The organism is Actinomadura sp. 7K507, assembly GCF_004348425.1.
GTDB lineage: Bacteria > Actinomycetota > Actinomycetes > Streptosporangiales > Streptosporangiaceae > Spirillospora.
The window spans coordinates 39,476-55,413 of sequence record NZ_SMKK01000012.1 but is presented as its reverse complement, the minus strand read 5'-3'; the positions used below and the strand labels follow the sequence as shown (position 1 = coordinate 55,413).

The window sequence follows — 15,938 nt, the reverse complement described above, 5'->3', positions numbered from 1 at the left end:
CGTCACGATTGCCCGTATGACCAGCACTCCTGTCGATACCCACGCGGACTCACCCGTGCGGCTGCGGGCCGTCGAGGCGCCGGGCCAGCCGGAAGTCACGCCGGAGCTCGAAGACCTCTACCGCGGTTTCGAAGCCGAGCTGCTCGTGCCGCTGTGGACGGAGATCGGCGGTCTGATGCCGGTCCATCCGCGTTCGGCCGCCGTTCCGCACGTGTGGAAGTGGGACAGCCTCCTCCGCCTCGCCGAGCGGGCCGGGCGGATCGTCCCGGTCGGGCGCGGAGGCGAGCGCCGCGCGATCGCGCTGGCCAACCCGGGGCTGGGCGGCCGGCCCTTCGCGTCCCCGACGCTGTGGGCGGCGATCCAGTACCTCATGCCCGGCGAGGACGCGCCCGAGCACCGCCACACCCAGCACGCCTTCCGCTTCGTCGTCGAGGGCTCGGGTGTGTGGACGGTCGTCGACGGCGACCCCGTCCCCATGAACCGGGGCGACTTCCTCCCGCAGGCCGGATGGAACTGGCACGCCCACCACAACGCCACCGACCGGCCGATGGCCTGGATCGACGGGCTCGACATCCCGTTCCAGTACCTGACCGAGACGCAGTTCTTCGAGTCCGGACGCGATGAGCTCTCCGAGGCCGAGCACACCACCCCCGAGCGCTCCCGCTCCGAGCTGCTCTGGGGCCACCCCGGACTGCGGCCGGTCGGCGTCGGCCACACCACCCCCGGCTCCCCACTGCTGTCCTACAAGTGGGAGTACACCGACCGCGCGCTGGCCGACCAGCTCGCGCTGGAGAAGCAGGGGCACGCGGCCACGGTGGAGCCCGGCCACGCCGCCGTCCGCTACAGCAACCCCGCCGACGGCGCCGACGTGCTGCCCACCGTGCGCGCCGAGTTCCACCGGGTGGCCCGGGGCACGCAGACCGCCCCGGTCCGCGAGACCGGCTCCAGCGTCTACCAGGTCTTCGACGGCTCCGGCACGGTGACGGTCGGCGACCGGACCTGGACGGTGACCCGCGGCGACCTGTTCGTCGTCCCGTCGTGGGAGCCGTTGTCGGTGCGGTCCGAGGCCGGATCGTCCGACTCCGACTCCGGTGCGCTGGACCTGTTCCGCTTCTGCGACGCGCCGGTCTTCGAAGCCCTCAAGCTCGACCGATACGCCAAGGACGTCTGATGAAGCTCTCCACCGTCCGCACCGCCGGCGGCACCCGCGCCGTCCGTCTCGACGACGGCAGGCTCGTCGACCTCGGCTACCCCGACCTGGGCGCTCTGCTGGCGGAGCCGGACTGGCGGACGAAGGCCGCCGGAGTCTCCGGCGCGGACCACGACGCCGAGGGCGCCGACTTCGCCCCCGTCGTGCCCCGGCCGTCGAAGGTGATCTGTGTCGGCCACAACTACACCGGCCACATCAAGGAGATGGGCCGGGACCTTCCGCAGTACCCCACCCTCTTCCCGAAGTTCGCCGACACCCTGATCGGCGCCAACGACGACATCGTCAAGCCCGCCGAGACCGACGCGCTCGACTGGGAGGTGGAACTCGCCATCGTCATCGGCCAGGAGGTCCGCCGCGCCGATGACGCCCAGGCCGAGGCGGCGATCGCCGGCTTCACCGTCATGAACGACATCTCCGTGCGCGACTGGCAGTCCCGCACCATCGAGTGGACGCAGGGCAAGATCTGGGATTCCTCGGCTCCTGTCGGCCCTTACCTGGTGACGCCCGACGAGGTCGGCGGCGTCCGTCCGGCCCTGCGGGTGAAGACCGTGGTCGACGGTCGGGTGATGCAGTCCGACGACACCGGCACGCTGCTGTTCGACCCCGTCTTCCTGGTCAAGTACATCTCCACGGTCGTCCGGCTGCGTCCCGGCGACCTGATCGCCACCGGCACCCCCGCCGGTGTCGGCCACGCCCGCGACCCCAAGATCTACCTGACCGGCGGCGAGACGGTCGTGACCGAGATCGGGGGACTCGGCGCCTGCACCAACCGCATCGTCAAGGACGCCTGATGGCCCGCACGTCCGCCGACGCCCGCCGCTGGACGCGGGAGGGCACCGCGCTGCTCCTCGACGCCGCCGGCGGCCTGACCGAGCCGGAGTACGACGCCCCGAGCCTGCTGCCCGGCTGGACCCGCAGGCACCTGGCCGCCCACGTCGCGGCGAACGCCGAAGCGCTCGGCAACCTGGTGCACTGGGCGGCCACCGGTGAGGCGACCCCCATGTACGCCTCGCCCGAGGAGCGCGCGGCCGGGATCGAGCGCGGCAGCGGCATGGGCGCCGCGGAACTGACCGCCTGGATGAACCGATCCGCCGCGACGCTGCAGACGTCGATGGACGGCCTGACCGAGCGCCAGTGGCGGGCCGAGGTCGTCACGGCGCAGGGCCGCACCGTGCCCGCTACCGAGGTTCCCTGGCTGCGGGCGCGGGAGGTCTTCGTCCACGCCGTCGACCTGGACCGCGGAGTCTCCTTCGCCGACCTGCCGGACGACTTCCTGGAGGCCCTCGCCGCCGATATCTCCGCCAAGCGGCGGCTGGACGCGCTCCCGGACGGGCCGCTGCCCGAGGTGGCCGCCTGGCTGGCCGGACGCCCGCACACCCTCGGCGGCGCCCCCCTTCTCGGCCCGTGGCTCTGACCCGCCCGAAAGAACGTGATCATGACCAACCCTGATGTGCTCATCGTCGGCGGCGGGATCGGCGGGCTGGGCGCCGCCTACGCGCTGGCCCGCCGGGGCCTCGCGGTCCGGCTGCTCGAGAGGTCCGCCGAGTTCGGCGAGGTCGGCGCCGGCATCCAGCTGGCCCCCAACTGCACGCGCATCCTCGACGACTACGGCCTGCTGGACGAGGCCATGGACCTCGGCGTCGTCCCGGACGCGATGATCATGCGCGACGCCGTCGACGGTTCGGAACTCACCCGCCTCGACCTGCGCGATCTGGAGCGCCGCTACGGCTTCCCCTACCTGGTCATCCACCGCAGCGACCTGCACGCCATGCTGCTGCGCGCCTGCGAGCGCGCCGGGGCCGACCTGGTGACGTCGCAGCGGGCGGTCGCCTACGCCAACATCGCCGGCAGTGCGAACGCGCCCGGCGGCGCCCGCGTGACGCTCGCCGACGGCCACACCGAGGAGGCGCGGGTCGTCATCGCGGCCGACGGGCTGCACTCGGTGGCGCGCAAGCTCATGGCGGACGACCAGCCGGTCTCCTCGGCGTACGTCGCCTACCGCGGCACCGTGCCGACGTCGGGCGGCCGGGGGGCGGGCGTCGACCTCAGCGAGGTCGTCGTGTACGTCGGCCCCCGCTGCCACTTCGTCCACTACGGACTGCGCGGCGGCGAGCTGCTCAACCAGGTCGCCGTCTTCGAGTCGCCCAAGGCGCGCGCCGGCGAGGAGGACTGGGGCACGCCCGACGAACTCGACGCGGCCTTCGAGCAGACCTGCGACTTCGTGCGCGACGGGCTGCCCCACATGTGGCGCGGCAAGTGGTGGCGGATGTACGACCGCGACCCGATCATGAGGTGGGTGGACGGCGCCGTCGCGCTGCTCGGCGACTCCGCCCACCCCCCGCTGCAGTACATCGCCCAGGGCGCGATCATGGCGATCGAGGACGGCTGGGTGCTCGGCGAACACGTCGCCCGGCACCTCGCCGGGGACGGCTCCGTCGACTGGCCGGCCGTCCTCGCGGCCTACCAGGCCGTACGCCCCGAGCACTGCCGCCGCGTCCTCACCACGTCGCGCGCCTGGGGCGAGCTGTGGCACCTCGACGGCCTGCCCCGCCGGCAGCGCAACGTCCTGCTGCGGGAGCGCGACACCCGCGACTACTCGTTCGTGGACTGGCTCTACGGGCCGACCGCGCTGCACCCCTCCGACGAGCCGCCGATGTTCACGCCGGTGCCCCTCGCGTCGGCGAAGGCGGACCCGCTCACGGTGACCTGAGGGGGACGGGCAGCCGGTCGCGGAGCTCTTCGGCCGTGACGCCGAAGGTCTCCCGGATCGCCGCCCCGTCCGGGCCCACGTCGAAGACGGCGACGTCGGTGTAGACCCGGCTGACGCAGCCGACGCCGGTCAGCGGGTAGGTGCAGGCGGGCACGAGCTTGGATCGGCCCTGCTTGTCGAAGAGCGTCATCATCACGAAGACCTGCTTGGCGCCGATCGCCAGATCCATCGCGCCGCCGACGGCCGGGATGGCGCCGGGGGCGCCGGTGCTCCAGTTGGCGAGGTCCCCGGTGGCCGAGACCTGGAACGCGCCCAGCACGCACACGTCGAGATGGCCGCCGCGCATCATGGCGAAGGAGTCCGCGTGGTGGAAGTAGGACGTTCCGGGAAGCTCGGTCACCGGGACCTTGCCGGCGTTGGTGAGATCGGGGTCGATCTGCTCGCCGGCCGCGGCGGGACCCATGTTGAGCATCCCGTTCTCGGTGTGCAGCACGACGCCCGAGTCGCCGGGAAGATGGTCGGCGACCTTGGTGGGACGGCCGATGCCGAGGTTGACGTAGGAGCCGGCCGGGATGTCGCGGGCGACGACCGCGGCCAGCTCGTCCGGGGTCAGAGACCCTGTTGCGGGAGACATGTCAGCGGGCTCCTTGGACGGTGTAGTGCCGTTCCTCGACCCGCACCACGCGGTCGACGAAGATGCCGGGCGTGACGACCGCTTCGGGGTCGATCTCCCCGGCGGGGACGACGCCGCCGACCTGCGCGAGCGTGGTGGTCGCGGCCGTCGCCATGACGGGCCCGAAGTTGCGGGCGGTCTTGCGGTAGACGAGGTTGCCCATGGTGTCGGCCCGATGGGCGCTGATCAGCGCCACGTCCCCCTTGATGGGGTATTCCAGGACGTGGACGCGCCCGTCGATGGTCCGGGTCTCCTTGCCCTCGGCCAGGGGAGTGCCCACGCCGGTCGGGCAGTAGAAGGCGCCGATGCCCGCGCCCGCCGCGCGCATCCGCTCGGCGAGGTTGCCCTGCGGCACGACCTCCAGCTCGATCTTCCCCGTCCGGTAGAGCTCGTCGAAGACGTGGGAGTCGCTCTGCCGGGGGAAGGAGCAGAGCACCTTGCGCACGCGTCCCGTCTTGAGCAGCGCGGCCAGCCCGACTTCTCCGTTCCCGGCGTTGTTGGACACGATGGTGAGGTCCTTCGCGCCCTGCCGGATCAGCCCGTCGATGAGGTCGAACGGCATCCCGGCGAAGCCGAAGCCGCCGACCAGGACGGTGCTGCCGTCCTCGATCCCGCGGACGGCCTCGTCGACGCTCTCCAGAATCTCCGCCCTGCTCATGCTCCGGCCTCCCTGTTCTCCGAGCCCGTGTTCTCCAGGACGACGGCCAGGCCTTGCCCGACGCCGATGCAGATCGTGGCGACGCCCCAGCGCTCGCCGCGCTCGCGGAGCACCTTCGCGAGCGTGCCGAGGACGCGGGCGCCGCTGGCCCCGAGGGGGTGGCCGATCGCTATCGCGCCGCCCCTGGTGTTGACGATCTCCGGATCGATACCCCAGGCGTCGACGCAGGCGAGCGACTGGACGGCGAAGGCCTCGTTGAGTTCGACCGCGCCGACCTCGTCCCAGCCGATCCCGGCCCGCGCGAGGGCGCGGTTCGCCGCCTCGACGGGGGCGTAGCCGAAGTCCTGCGGGTCGAGCGCGAACGCGCCCCGTCCGGCGATGCGCGCGAGGGGTTCGAGGCCGATCCGGTCGCCGGCGGTCGCCGAGCCGAGGAGCAGCGCGGACGCGCCGTCGCTGAGCGGCGAGGCGTTGCCGGCGGTGATGGTGCCGTCCGGGCGGAAGCTCGGCTTGAGCCCGGACAGCTTCTCCAGCGAGGAGTCGGCACGGACGCCCTCGTCGCGCTTCAGTTCGCCGGCGGGGACGACCAGGTCGTCGTAGAAGCCGTCGTCCCAGGCGGCCGCCGCCAACCGGTGGGAACGCAGCGCGAACGCGTCCTGGCGCTCGCGGCCGATGCCGTACCTCTCCTGGAGGAGTTCGTTGGCCTCGCCGAGCGAGACCGTCCACTCCTTCGGCATGCGCGGGTTCACCAGCCGCCAGCCGAGCGTGGTCGAGACCGCGGTGAGGTCACCGGCCGGGAAGCCCTTCGCCGGTTTCGGCAGCACCCACGGCGCCCGCGTCATCGACTCGACCCCGCCGGCCAGGACCAGATCGGCGTCGCCCGTCTCGATCGTCCGGGAGCCGATCATCGCCGCGTCGAGGCTGGAGCCGCACAGCCGGTTGACGGTCGTGCCCGGCACGCCGGTCGGCAGCCCGGCGAGCAGCGCGGCCATCCTGCCGACGTTGCGGTTCTCCTCACCCGCGCCGTTCGCGTTGCCCCAGACGACCTCGCCGATCGCGGCCGGGTCCAGCCGGGGCGCCCGGTCCAGCAGCGCGGTGATCACGCCCGCCGCGAGGTCGTCCGGCCGGACGCCCGACAGGGAGCCGTTGAACCGCCCGAACGGGGTCCGGACGGCGGAGTACAGGAAGGAGCTCATGATCCGAGGCTAGGTGACCACCCTTGATATAATGAAATATCAATATTCGCTCCTATTAAGACGTTCACGATATGGATCTGCGCCACCTGCGGTACTTCGTCGCGGTCGCCGAAGAGCTGCACTTCGGACGTGCCGCCGAGCGCCTCACCATGGCCCAGCCGCCGCTGTCGCAGGCGATCCGCCGGCTGGAGGCAGAGCTGGGCGTGGACCTGTTCCACCGCAGCACGCGCCGCGTCGGCCTCACCGACGCGGGCCGCGGCTACCTGGCACGCGCCCGGAAGATCCTCGGCGAGGTGGACGAGGCGGCGCACGAGGCCCGCCGGGTCGCGGCCGGCGCGGTCGGCCGTCTCGCGATCGGCTGCGTGGGCTCGGCGACCTACAGCCTGCTGCCCGCGATCTCCCGCGGCCTCTCCCTGGAACTGCCCGGCGTCGACTTCTCCTTCCGCGGCGAGATGCTGGTGCCCGACCAGACCGCGGCGCTGCGGGCCGGCGAGATCGACCTGGCACTGCTGCGGCCGCCGATCGAGGACCTCTCGCTCACCGTCCTGCCGCTGCGCCGGGACCGGCTCGTCGTCGCGGTCCCCTCCGGCCACCCCCTGTCCGCACTGCGGGAGGTGGGGGTCACCGACATGGCGGACGCCGACCTCATCGTGCACTCCGCGGACCGCCGCTCGGTGATGTACGGCGTAGTGCTCGGGCTCTTCCGCGACGCCGGCGTAGAGCCCCGGATCCGACACGAGGTCGGCGAGACCTCCACGCTGATCACCCTCGTCGCGGGCGGGCTCGGCGTGGCCGTCGTCCCGGAACCGGTGACGGCCCTGGCCCTCGAAGGCGTCGACTTCCGGCCGATGGTGCGCCCCGCCATGGACATCGACCTCGCGATAGCCCACCGAACCGACCGCACGGAACCGCACCTGGCCCGAGCCGTCTCGGTGATCCAGCAGGTCGTCCTGCGCTGACGGGGCGCCCCGGGCCCGCGCCCCGCCGGGATCAGGCGCGGCAGGTCAGGGGGCGGCCGCCGTTGAAGGTGATCATGTCGCCGATCGCGGAGATCACGTCGATCTCGCCGCCGGGTTCGAGGCCGTCGAGCTCGGCGTACGCGCGGTGCAGGTTGCCGACGAGCCGCTCGGCGTCGGTCAGCTCCGCGAACGGGCCGAGGTCGGCCTCGCGGGCGGCCTCCAGCGGAGTCAGCCCGGCCGGTTTCGCCGCGGCGGCCGTCGTCTGCACGAACCGGAGGTAGCCGGCCACGCGGTCGATCAGCTCCGGGCCGCCGACGGGGCCGTGGCCGGGGACGATCGTCTCCGCGTCCAGCGGCGCGATGACCTCCTCCAGCACCTTGATCGCACCGGAGACCGAGCCTTGCAGCAGGAACGGGGTGCCGCCGTTGAACAGCAGGTCCCCGCAGAACAGCACGCGCCGCTCCGGGATCCACACGATCGAGTCGTTGGTGGTGTGCGCGGGCGTCCCGACGTGCCGGACCTCGCAGCGCAGCTCGTCCACCCACAGGGTCACGCCGTCGGTGTAGGTGAGGAACGGCGGCTCTATCTCGACGTCGCCCCAGTCCACCTTCGTCCAGACCGGCTCGTCGAACGGCTTGCCCCAGGCGAGCGCGCTCGTGCGCGTCTCCTCGTGGCCGATGACCGTCGCGCCGGAGAACAGGTAGTTGCCGAACGTGTGGTCGCCGTGGTGGTGGGTGTTGACCAGCGTCCGGACGGGCCGGTCGGTGACCGACCGGATCGACTCCAGGTAGGCGCGGGTCCTGCGCTCGGTCGAGCAGGCGTCCACGCTCGTCACGCCGCGTTCCCCGACGAGGAAGCCGGTGTTGTTGATCCACCAGGTGCCGTCGGGCTGGACGTAGGCGTACACCCCGTCCGAGACCTCGTGCAGACGCGGGGTTCCGGGACCTTCGCGGTCGGGTGCGTCGCTCATGGGACGAGATACTATTCCGATCTCCGCGGGGGCCGGAGGTCCTCGTCGGAGTGGCGAGCGGGCTCGGGACCGTCGGGGCCGACCCGGATCATCCGGGTGACGCGCACGATCCGGAACCGCCGCCCGCACGCCACGAACTCGATGCCGCCGTCGGTGTCGATGCGGTCGGCGGCCCACGCGTACTCGGCCAGCTCGCCGGGGCTCGGCGGCGCGCAGCCGGCGGGCGTGTCGAGCGGCAGCAGCGCGCGGAAGTAGTGCGCGAGGGAGTCGCGGGCGTCCTGCGGGCCGGTCCCGCCGGTGATCGGCCGCCACTGGTCGTCGCGGTCCTCCATGACGGTGAAGTCCGGGGGCAGCAGCACGACGCCCGGATACGCCTTGACGGCGGTGACGGCCTCGTGGCGCAGCTCGTCCGGGACGGTCCCGGTGGCCGGGACCACGCTCAGCAGCTCCAGCCGGAGCGCCGCGTCGGCCGGGCCGACCGGGGCGGCCGGGTCGATGGGGTGATCGAACAGCGGCCCGTCCTCGCCGTCGGTGACGCGGGCCGGCTCGGGCCCGTCGCCGCCGAACCGGGCGAAGCCCAGCACCCGGACGACCCGGAACCGCAGCGGCCCGGCCGCGCACTCGTTGCCGCCGGCCGCGTCCCCGGCCGCGCCCGGCCCCTCGTCCCCGAGAGCCGCCTCTTCGAGGGCGTCCGCGAGCAGCAGCATCTCCTTGTGCACCGCCGGTTCGTGGTCCGCGGCGATGTCGCGCAGGTGCACCGACAGGTCGATGCGGGCCTCGCCGGGGTCCAGCGCGCCGAGCGACAGGAGCCGCCACGCCCCTCCGGCCTGCTCGGCGCAGCCGAACTCCGGCGGCCCCACGCCGACGAGCTCCGGGTAGGCGCGGCGCCGTTCGGCGGCCTCCTGGTCGCGGACGGCCGCCACCGGCTCCAGGTCCTTGACGACGTTGATCAGGTCGTGTCCCGGCATCCCTTCGAAGGACATGCGTCCATCGTGACGCGCCGCCGCGTCCCGCGCCGTGGAAACGGCCCATGCGTCAGTAATCGAGATCGGGCAGCGTCGTCATCAGGTGCGGGTTCGGCGCGCTGTCGCGGGTGGGCGGCTCCTGCGAGCGGGCCGAGCGCAGCACCTCGCCGGCGCCGAGGACGGCCGCGTCGCCGGTGTCGTCCCCGATCCGCGCCGCGAGGCCCGTCCGGTCGCGGATCAGCCGCTCCAGTCCGGGCAGCCGGGAGCATCCGCCGGTGAGGGTGACGCCGACGCTGAGCAGGTCGCCGGAGATCTCGGGAGAGCAGCCGGTCACCCCGGCGCCGATGGCGTCGACGATCTCGGCGACGGGACCGGCGATCGCCCGGCCGACGTCCACGGTGGTGAGCACGAGCGACCGCGGCATCCCCGAGGCGATGTCGCGCCCGTGCACCACGGTCTGCCGCACCGGCCGCCGCCCGAGCGGCGGAACCGCCCCGACCTCCAGCTTCGCCGCCTCCGCCGCCGACCGAGACAGCGCCACGTGGTGCTCGCTGCGGACGAGATCGACGATCGCGCGGTCCAGCGCCGACCCGCCGACGAGCGTGGTGCGCGAGGTGACGAGACCGCCGAACGCGATGACGCCCACGTCGGTGACGTCCGAGCCGATGTCGGCGACGACCGTGATCTCCGACCGCAGGGACGAGGTCATGCCCATCCCGATGGCGGCCGCGATCGGCGTCGGCACGAGCGTGAGCCGCCGCGCCCCGGCCTGGTAGGCGGAGAACCGCAGCGCCCGGTAGTGGACGGAGGTCAGCCCGCTCGGAACCGTCACGACCAGCCGGGGACGGGCCGTGTAGTGCCGTTTCTGGTGGCGGCGGACGAGCGCCCGCATCATGTACTCCGCCGCGTCGGTCTCGGTCGGCGCGCCCTCGCGCACCGGCCGGACGAGGGTCACGTCCGGGTTGCGTCCCGCCATCGCCTGCGCCGGGCCGCCGAGCGCGAGGATGCGCCCGGTGCGCCGGCAGCGGGCGAGAAGCGACGGTTCCCGGCAGACGACCCCGCGATCCTTGAGGTGCATCCGGACGGTCGCGCTTCCCATGTCGATAGCGGTGTCACGGCCCGCGAAGTCCCACATCGCGTCCCCCAATCACCCGAAGTCGCAAGAGCCCTGTTGATGCCCTCCCGTCCGGTGGCGATGCCCATGCGCGGGTAAGCGAATGGCAAGGTCATGGCGAACACGGATCCGTCATGTCCGGAACGCCGCCCGCCCCTCGCCTCCGGTCCGGCGCGAAATCCCGGGCACCCACCAAGACACCATGTTGGAACGGTCGAGCCCGCGCCTCGCCGCCCGGCCCACCGCCCCCGCGATCCGGCGGCCCGCCGTCCGGCGGCGGCTCGGCCGACCGGATGCTTGTGAATTGTGTTTTAACGTGGTTGCATGGGATGCATGGCTCACCATGTGCTTCGGTTCGCGGCCGGGACGGACATCGGCAAGCGGCGGACGGCGAACGAGGACTCGGCGTTCGCCGGCCCGCGGCTGCTCGCGGTCGCCGACGGGATGGGCGGCCACCCGCACGGCGACGTCGCGAGCCGGACGGCCATCGAGACCATGGCCGGCCTGCCGCTCGACGGCGACCCGGCGGCGGACCTCGCCGCCGGGGTGGCCGAGGTCGCCGCGCGGCTGGACGACCTCGGCCGCGGCGATCCGGAGATGGCGCGGACGGGCACGACGCTGACCGCGATGACCTGGGACGGGACGGGCTTCACGGTCGCGCACATCGGCGACTCCCGCGCCTACGTCCTGCGTGCCGGTGACCTGTACCAGCTGACCCGCGACCACACGATGGTCCAGTCGCTCGTGGACGGCGGAGAGCTCACCCAGGAGGAGGCCGCGCGTCACCCCAAGGGATCGGCGCTGGTCAAGGCGCTGCAGAGCGGGAGCAGCGGCGAGCCCGACGTGTTCCGGTACGACGCGCGTCCCGGTGACCGCTACCTGCTGTGCTCCGACGGCCTCTCCGGGCTCGTCGCGCGGGAGGAGATACGCGAGACGATGGCCCGCGCGGCGAGCCCGGCGGACGCCGTCACGCGCCTCATCGATCTCGCCAACGAGGCCGGCGGCCAGGACAACATCACCTGCGTCGTCGCGGACGTCATCGCGCCCTCGATCGCCCCCCGGCAGGAGCCGCTGATGATCGGCGCCGCCGACGACGCCGGGCCCCTAGCGCGCCTCGGCCGCCGGTTCCGGCGGCCCTGACGTGCCTTCGGGGACGCGTGGCCGACTTCCATCAACTAGTAAATTGACTCAGTTCACAGTCATTCTTCGAGCCGATCGATGTTGCAAAGATCAAGTAGGGTTGCGCCATGAGCGGTGACCCGGGTGTGACCGCCGGCGACATCGCGCGGCTGGCCGGTGTCGGGCGCGCGACGGTCAGCAACTGGCGCCGCCGCCACGGCGACTTCCCGCGCCCGGTCGGCGGCACCGCGACAAGCCCGCTGTTCTCGCTCAGCGACATCGAGGGCTGGCTGCACCGCAACGGCAAGCCGTTCGAGGTGTCGGTGGCCGACCGCCTCTGGCAGCGGCTCCGCGCGTCGGGTGACGACTTCCAGCTCGCCGACCTCGTCGGCTGGGCCGGGCTGCACCTCCTCGAACTGCGCGGGGACCCCGTCAAACTGCCCTGGCCCGGCATAGAACCGGACGACTCCGGCCTGCCCGGCCTGCTCGCCGACCTCGCCGCCGAGCACGGCCACGCCGCCGCGTTCGGGCTGCTCGTCGAGCGCTACGTCCAGGCCCACTCGCGGCGGCTCGTCGTCACGCGCCCGGACGTGGCACGGCTCATGACGCGCCTCGCCTGCCGCGAGGGCGACGTCGTCCTGGACCCGGCCTGCGGGCTCGGCACGCTGCTTCTGGCGACGCCCGGCGCGCGGCTGGCCCTCGGCCAGGACGGCAACGCGGCCGCCGCCCGCATCACCGCGATCAGGCTGCTGATGGCCGGTACGCCCGCCGAGGTCGTCCCCGGGGACTCGCTGCGCGGTGACGGTTTTCCGGGCGAGGTCGCCGACGCCGTCGTGTGCAACCCGCCGTTCGGCGACCGCGCGTGGGGCCACGAGGACCTGGCCGGAGACCCGCGCTGGGAGCACGGCCTGCCGCCGCGCGGCGAACCCGAGCTGGCCTGGGTCCAGCACTGCCTGGCGCATGTGCGGCCCGGCGGCCGCGCCGCCGTGCTGATGCCGTCGGCGGTCGCGAGCCGCCGCCCCGGCCGCCGCGTCCGCGGCAACCTGCTCCGCGCCGGCGCGCTGCGGGCCGTGGTGACGCTGGCGCCCGGCGGGCCCGACCTGTGGCTCCTGCGCCGCCCGGAGCCCGGCGAACGGTCCCCGGCCGGCGTGCTCCTGCTGGACGCCGACGGCGACTTCGCTCGGGCCGAGCTGGAATGGGACCGGTACCCGGACGGCGAGTTCTGCGTTCCGGTCATCGACCTGCTCGACGACGAGGTCGACGTGAGCCCGTCCCGGCACCGTCCCCGCCTCCACCGCCGCAGACGATGCCGCCGGGGCAGCAGGGCCAGCACGGGCAGCAGAACGGCCCCTACACCGGCCCGCAGCAGGTCTCGCACGTCCCCGCGCAGCAGACCCCGACGCTGGCGGACGCGGTCAAGGCCGCCCACCAGGAGGGCCAGGACTTCGGCGAGTCCGTCGCCAGGGACGCGCCCGCGCTGTGGCTGGAGGCCGTCCTGGCCCGCAAGCCGCGCATGCCGTCCGACCTGGAGGCACGTCTCCTTCAGGGCTCCTCGCTGCCCATCGACTTCCTCCTGCACGACGAGGTGCGCCACGCGCTGCGCCGCGGATTCTGGGACGCCCTAGAACGCTCCCGCCGCTGACCTGCGATTTTCCCGCAAGCGGGGTGACGGGTACGCGCCGGTATTCCACGATCATCACCGATTCGGCCGCTTCGGCCGCGCGGCGGCGGGTAGCGTTGAACCGTGACGCATGTGACGGAAGACGATCTCGACGACCTGGAGTTCGACACCCTGCGCACCGGCGATCACATCTCGGCGGCGCGCCGGCTCGCCGAACTGGCCGAGTCGGTGTCCGGCGGGGTGTCACGCGCCAACGTCCTGCTGCGTGCCGGGGAGCAGTGGCAGCACGCGGGCGACCACGACAGGGCGGCCGAGCTGTATCGCAAGGCCCTTGACGACGGCGGAGAGACCTATGGCGACCCGCGCGCCTACCTCGCGGACGCCCTCTTCGAGCTCGACCGCGCCGACGAGGCGCGCACGCTCGTCGAGCAGATCCGCGCGGACAAGCCGCGCGACCCCGAGGTGTACCGCGCCGTGGCCGAGGTCCTGTACGCCCAGGGTGACGCGACCGGCGCCCACGAATGGGCCACCAGCGGCGCCGACGTCGTCCTCGCCCTGCGCGACCGCGTCGTCGGCACCGGGATAGTCGGCGGCCCCGACGAGCCGCCGGTCACGGAAGCGGAGAGCCTCACTCCCGGCCCGGACGACGTCGCCCTGGCCGAGGACAGCCTCGAAGCGCTGCTCCGCCTCCGCTACCGCGCACGCATCGACCTGGGCCGCAGCGAAGACGACTACGACGCGCTCCTGGACGACCTCCTCAAGAACGGCTGACACGAAAGCGGAGCCACATCGCCACGCGGCCATGTGGCGTGACCCGGCCGGCGGGACCGAACAGGCCTTAGAGGACGGCCACCAGTTCGCTCAGGGACTGGGCCACGGCCGCCGGAGGTTCGTGTTCCGTCACGGGCCAGCCGCGCAGGCGAGCCTCTCTGACGGCCTCATCGTGCCCGGAGGAGGCGGAGCGGTCCGATTGGGTCCGGAGGTACCCGCAGGGCGCCTCCGGCCAATCTGGGGGCATCGGGAGCTCTTCGTGGGCCGAGCCTCCGCCGCGGAGGTGCAGTGGGCGCGGCAGGTCGGCGTCCACGAACACGTAGCCGCCCACGGGACGGTGGGCGGCGCGCTGGGCGAGGGCGATGCCGGGCAGCAGGGGCCCGGCGGCGCCGTGCGCGGTGAGGACGAGCGGAGCCACCGGATCGGTCGCCGTGATGATCAGCGAGACGCGGGCGATGTAGCGGTGGCCGGTGCCGTCCGGGACGTCCGGCGCGACCACGTCCAGGCCGTACGAGCGCAGCATCTCCGGCAGGTCGCCCCAGGCGTCCGCGCCGGCGTCCGGCGCGTGCAGCAGAACCAGCGTTCCCGGCGTCATCTCGTCCCCGTTACGCGGAATGTGATCGATGGTGAGCATCGTTCCGAGCAGCCACCGCTTGCGCGGCGGCGGTCCCGGTCTGACCCACAGCAGGTGTGGCGCCGGGTTCCTGTTTCGCGGGCGGTTGCCCGGCGGGGCCGGGTCTTACATCGCCTCCGCAGGCGTTTTGTCTCTCCGCCCCACTGGCGGCGAGGACGAGCAGATTACGGGCAGCGTTGACGTCCCGCCCCAGGACCAAGCCGCAGCCGCAGCGGTAGGTGCGCTCGGACAGGGTGAGGCTTGGCTTTCGCCTCCCGCAGCCCGAGCAAGTCTTGGAGGAGGGGTACCAGCGGTCGGCCACCACCAGGCGGCCGCCCCTCCAGCCGGTCTTGTAGTCCAGCATCCGCCGCGCCTGCCCGAACCCTTGATCGGCCACGGCGCGGGCCAGCCGCTGGTTGCCCAACATGCCGGTCACATTGAGGTCTTCGACCACCACCGTCTCGTACCTTGCGGCCAGCAGGCTGGTGGCCTTGTGCAGGGCGTCGGCGCGAACGTCGGCGACACGGGCGTTGTAGCGGGCCAGCCGCCCGGCCGCCTTAACCCGGTTCGCCGACCCAAGCTGGGCGCGCGAGTGCGCCTTGGCAAGCCTCCGCAGCTTCCGAAGCCCCGCCCGCAGCGCCCTGGAACCCGCGATCTCGATGAGCATGCCCTGGTCGTCCACGGCGGTCAACAGCGTCTTGACGCCCAGGTCGACACCCACCGCCGAGCCAGGGCGGGCATGCCGTCGGGGGACGTGCCGGTCAACCTGCACGGTGAAGCACACGTGCCAACGATGCGCCGTCCGCGACACCGTGGCCGACAGGATCCTCGCCGTACCGTTCTCCAAGCGGCGCGCGAGTTTGCGGGTGGACTCATGCGTGCTGATCGTGCCTAGGCGGGGCAGTGTGACCGTCTTTCCCGTGCAGCGGATCGCGCCGGTGGAGAACCGGAACGCCTCCCGGCAGCGGTCCCGCTTCTTGAACCGGGGAAACCCCAAACGACGCCCCCTGCGGACGCCGTTGCGGGACTCGACGAAGTCGCGCAGCGCGCGGTCCAGATCGCGGAAGGCTTCCTGGTAGACGCACTTGGAGTTCTCGCCCCACCAGCCCAGTGCCGGGTCGGTCTTCTTCACCTGGTTCCACAACCGGTGCAACTCGGTCCCCGACCACCACTTGCCCTCAGCGTCGTAGCGGCGGGCGCAGGCGGCCAAGCCCCAGTTCCACGCGAACCGCGCCGCCCCCGCATGCGAACATAGCGCCCGCCGCTGTGCGGGCGTCGGATCGAGCGCGAACCGGTACGCCTGAGTGACCATCACACTCCGCACCGTAGCGTCCGCCACTGACAATCCACCCGACCCGCTCA

At 72.8% G+C, this 15,938-nt stretch carries 15 protein-coding genes and 2 pseudogenes; 9 read left to right on the top strand and 8 right to left on the bottom strand.

Going from position 1 to position 15,938, the window contains the following annotated elements:
* Positions 1–16: 16 nt before the first annotated feature.
* Genes E1285_RS04880 through E1285_RS04865 form a run of 4 tightly spaced genes read left to right on the top strand, consistent with a single transcriptional unit; the run spans position 17 to position 3,920 of the window.
* The gene (locus E1285_RS04880) at positions 17–1,171 is read left to right on the top strand and encodes a cupin domain-containing protein (protein WP_132148463.1); all 1,155 of its coding nucleotides are present in this window, start codon (positions 17–19) and stop codon (positions 1,169–1,171) included.
* Positions 1,171–2,001, top strand: coding sequence for a fumarylacetoacetate hydrolase family protein (locus E1285_RS04875; protein ID WP_132148461.1), 831 nt, complete (start codon positions 1,171–1,173; stop codon positions 1,999–2,001). The genes E1285_RS04880 and E1285_RS04875 overlap by 1 nt, the downstream gene beginning before the upstream one ends.
* Positions 2,001–2,624, top strand: a complete 624-nt coding sequence (locus E1285_RS04870; RefSeq protein WP_132148459.1) for a maleylpyruvate isomerase family mycothiol-dependent enzyme — start codon at positions 2,001–2,003, stop codon at positions 2,622–2,624. The genes E1285_RS04875 and E1285_RS04870 overlap by 1 nt, the downstream gene beginning before the upstream one ends.
* Before the next feature lie 21 nt (positions 2,625–2,645).
* Complete coding sequence (locus tag E1285_RS04865; RefSeq protein WP_243722563.1) at positions 2,646–3,920, top strand: FAD-dependent oxidoreductase; 1,275 nt, start codon at positions 2,646–2,648, stop codon at positions 3,918–3,920.
* Here the strand turns inward: E1285_RS04865 and E1285_RS04860 are convergent.
* Genes E1285_RS04860 through E1285_RS04850 form a run of 3 tightly spaced genes read right to left on the bottom strand, consistent with a single transcriptional unit; the run spans position 3,907 to position 6,444 of the window.
* Positions 3,907–4,554, bottom strand: a complete 648-nt coding sequence (locus E1285_RS04860; protein WP_132148457.1) for a 3-oxoacid CoA-transferase subunit B — start codon at positions 4,552–4,554, stop codon at positions 3,907–3,909. The genes E1285_RS04865 and E1285_RS04860 overlap by 14 nt on opposite strands.
* Position 4,555: 1 nt before the next feature.
* Entirely contained in the window at positions 4,556–5,251 is a 696-nt protein-coding gene (locus tag E1285_RS04855; RefSeq protein ID WP_132148455.1) for a 3-oxoacid CoA-transferase subunit A, read from the bottom strand.
* Positions 5,248–6,444 carry a thiolase family protein gene (locus tag E1285_RS04850; protein WP_207946400.1) on the bottom strand — a complete coding sequence of 399 codons (1,197 nt, stop codon included), beginning with the start codon at positions 6,442–6,444 and terminating at the stop codon, positions 5,248–5,250. The genes E1285_RS04855 and E1285_RS04850 overlap by 4 nt, the downstream gene beginning before the upstream one ends.
* 71 nt (positions 6,445–6,515) lie before the next feature.
* On the opposite strand from E1285_RS04850, the gene E1285_RS04845 reads away from it, so the two are divergent.
* Complete coding sequence (locus E1285_RS04845) at positions 6,516–7,403, top strand: LysR substrate-binding domain-containing protein (RefSeq protein ID WP_132148451.1); 888 nt, start codon at positions 6,516–6,518, stop codon at positions 7,401–7,403.
* A 31-nt stretch (positions 7,404–7,434) separates the two neighbouring features.
* Here the strand turns inward: E1285_RS04845 and E1285_RS04840 are convergent, their stop codons facing one another.
* Genes E1285_RS04840 through E1285_RS04830 form a run of 3 tightly spaced genes read right to left on the bottom strand, consistent with a single transcriptional unit; the run spans position 7,435 to position 10,473 of the window.
* Positions 7,435–8,373 carry an MBL fold metallo-hydrolase gene (locus tag E1285_RS04840; protein ID WP_132148449.1) on the bottom strand — a complete coding sequence of 313 codons (939 nt, stop codon included), beginning with the start codon at positions 8,371–8,373 and terminating at the stop codon, positions 7,435–7,437.
* An 11-nt stretch (positions 8,374–8,384) separates the two neighbouring features.
* Positions 8,385–9,356, bottom strand: a complete 972-nt coding sequence (locus E1285_RS04835) for a DUF5954 family protein (RefSeq protein ID WP_132148447.1) — start codon at positions 9,354–9,356, stop codon at positions 8,385–8,387.
* Between the two features lie 52 nt (positions 9,357–9,408).
* Complete coding sequence (locus E1285_RS04830; RefSeq protein WP_132148445.1) at positions 9,409–10,473, bottom strand: rod shape-determining protein; 1,065 nt, start codon at positions 10,471–10,473, stop codon at positions 9,409–9,411.
* A 312-nt stretch (positions 10,474–10,785) separates the two neighbouring features.
* Between E1285_RS04830 and E1285_RS04825 the strand changes: the two genes are divergently transcribed.
* The 4 genes and pseudogenes from E1285_RS04825 to E1285_RS04815 all read left to right on the top strand — a co-directional run bounded on the left by E1285_RS04825 (position 10,786) and on the right by E1285_RS04815 (position 13,963).
* Positions 10,786–11,592: a protein phosphatase 2C domain-containing protein gene (locus tag E1285_RS04825; protein WP_207946399.1), complete on the top strand. Its 807-nt coding sequence runs from the start codon at positions 10,786–10,788 to the stop codon at positions 11,590–11,592.
* Between the two features lie 107 nt (positions 11,593–11,699).
* A pseudogene (locus E1285_RS48075) lies at positions 11,700–12,647 on the top strand (N-6 DNA methylase); the annotation flags it as partial.
* Between the two features lie 323 nt (positions 12,648–12,970).
* Positions 12,971–13,213: pseudogene (locus E1285_RS47125) on the top strand (NYN domain-containing protein); the annotation flags it as partial.
* A 102-nt stretch (positions 13,214–13,315) separates the two neighbouring features.
* Positions 13,316–13,963 carry a tetratricopeptide repeat protein gene (locus tag E1285_RS04815; RefSeq protein WP_243722562.1) on the top strand — a complete coding sequence of 216 codons (648 nt, stop codon included), beginning with the start codon at positions 13,316–13,318 and terminating at the stop codon, positions 13,961–13,963.
* A 67-nt stretch (positions 13,964–14,030) separates the two neighbouring features.
* Here E1285_RS04815 and E1285_RS04810 read toward each other — a convergent pair whose 3' ends face one another.
* Together E1285_RS04810 and tnpB are read right to left on the bottom strand one after the other, a co-directional pair.
* A complete protein-coding gene (locus E1285_RS04810; protein ID WP_243722561.1) occupies positions 14,031–14,597 on the bottom strand; it encodes a hypothetical protein in 567 nt (188 codons plus the stop codon).
* Complete coding sequence (tnpB, locus tag E1285_RS04805; RefSeq protein ID WP_243722567.1) at positions 14,569–15,888, bottom strand: IS607 family element RNA-guided endonuclease TnpB; 1,320 nt, start codon at positions 15,886–15,888, stop codon at positions 14,569–14,571. The genes E1285_RS04810 and tnpB overlap by 29 nt, the downstream gene beginning before the upstream one ends.
* Positions 15,889–15,938 lie beyond the last annotated feature (50 nt).